The following is a 1,548-nucleotide window of genomic DNA, read 5'->3' as shown; positions in this document are numbered from 1 at the left end:
GGTGTACGCCCACGAGGACGACCCGCGCACCAACACCGAGGCCGAGCGCATGGCCAAGGTCCGCGCCGAGTCCCTGAACTGTCGGCGCGCGCTCTACCACGGCTCCACCACGGCCCCCTTCCTTCGGTCCGGCTGCACCTTCCGGCTTCTGGACCACTACGACGAGTCCTTCAACCGCGAGTACCTCGTGGTGGAGGTGGTCCACGAGTGCCGCCAGGAGTCCGCTCTTTCCACCCGGGGCCTGCAGGACGTTCCGGAGCAGACCAGCTACCGCAACGACTTCGCGGCCATCCCCTCCAACGTGCAGTTCCGGGCCGAGATCGTCACGCCCCGGCCCAAGGTCTACGGCCCCCTCACGGCCTGGATCGACGGCGAGGGCGACGGACATTACGCAGAGGTGGACGCGCTGGGCCGCTACAAGGTGCGTTTCGCCATGGACCTCTCGGACCGCGAAGGCGGCAAGGCCTCCCACTGGATACGCCTCATCACGCCCTACGCCGGGGAAGGCCACGGCCTGCACCTGCCCCTGCACAAGGGCGCGGAGGTGCTGGTGCTCTTCCGCAACGGCAACCCGGACAAGCCCGTGATCGCCGGGGCCGTGGCCAACCAGGCCCAGAAGATGGTGGTGAACCAGGACAGCAACACCCAGTGCCGCCTGACCACGGCCGGAGGCAACCTCCTGCACGTGGAAGACAGGGACGGAAGCCAGCGTTTCCTGATCCAGAGCCCCGTGCAGAACTCCTGGGTGCGCATCGGCGCGCCCAACGACCCGCCCCCGCCGCCCGACTGGGACTGGAGCAGCCTGCCCACCAAGGACGGCATCGCCCTGGCCACGGGCGGCTCCTTCAGCGTGAACTGCCAGGTCTGGAACACCGTCACCCTGGGGGAGCAGTCGTCCACCGTGGTGGGGGCCAAGGCCGTCACCGTGCTGGGCGAGGCGCTCAACGTGAACCTGGGGCCGCGCCAGGACGTGATCATCCCCCGCAAGACCGACTTCACCCCCGCGCGCTCGGGCATCCGGGCCGCCATGGAATACCTGCACCTGCGCCGCGCGGTGGTGGTGGGCGGACAGGACCAGGCCCTGATCGTGGACCAGCAGCAGGTGCTGGGCCAGCAGAACAACGTGGTGGGGGACCAGCAGCAGGTGGTCGCCCAGCAGGACAACCTCATCGCGGATCAGCAGCAAATCCTGGCGAACAACAACAACGTGATCGGCGACCAGCAGCAGGTGGTCGCCCAGCAGGACAACGTCGTCGTGGACCAGCAGCAGGTCGTGGCGAACAACAACATCATCATCGCGGAAAACAACAATGTGGTCGTCAACCAGGAGAATGTGGTCGTCGAGCAGAACAATCAGCTTGTCGAAGTGAACAACATCGTTGTCAACCAGAACAACGTCGTGCAGGAGCAGGCCAACCTGGGTGTAGTGCAGAACAACGTGGTGGCCGATGTGAACTTCGTCTGAGGAGGGCGGCGCGGAGCCTCAGCGCATCAGCGCGGCGAGAAAGAGGACCCGGGCGGCATCTTCGCCTCGCTGCCCCGGGGCCT

General features: G+C 66.7%; 1 protein-coding gene. It reads left to right on the top strand.

The window, feature by feature from the left end; genetic code table 11:
• Positions 1-1,465 (top strand): type VI secretion system Vgr family protein (locus ACV4UX_RS19430; RefSeq protein WP_491594921.1); only part of this gene is annotated, 1,465 nt, incomplete at its 5' end.
• Positions 1,466-1,548 lie beyond the last annotated feature (83 nt).

The organism is Fundidesulfovibrio sp. (assembly GCF_058402725.1).
Note: the sequence above shows the minus strand (reverse complement) of the source record. Positions and strands in the feature narration are given on the sequence as shown.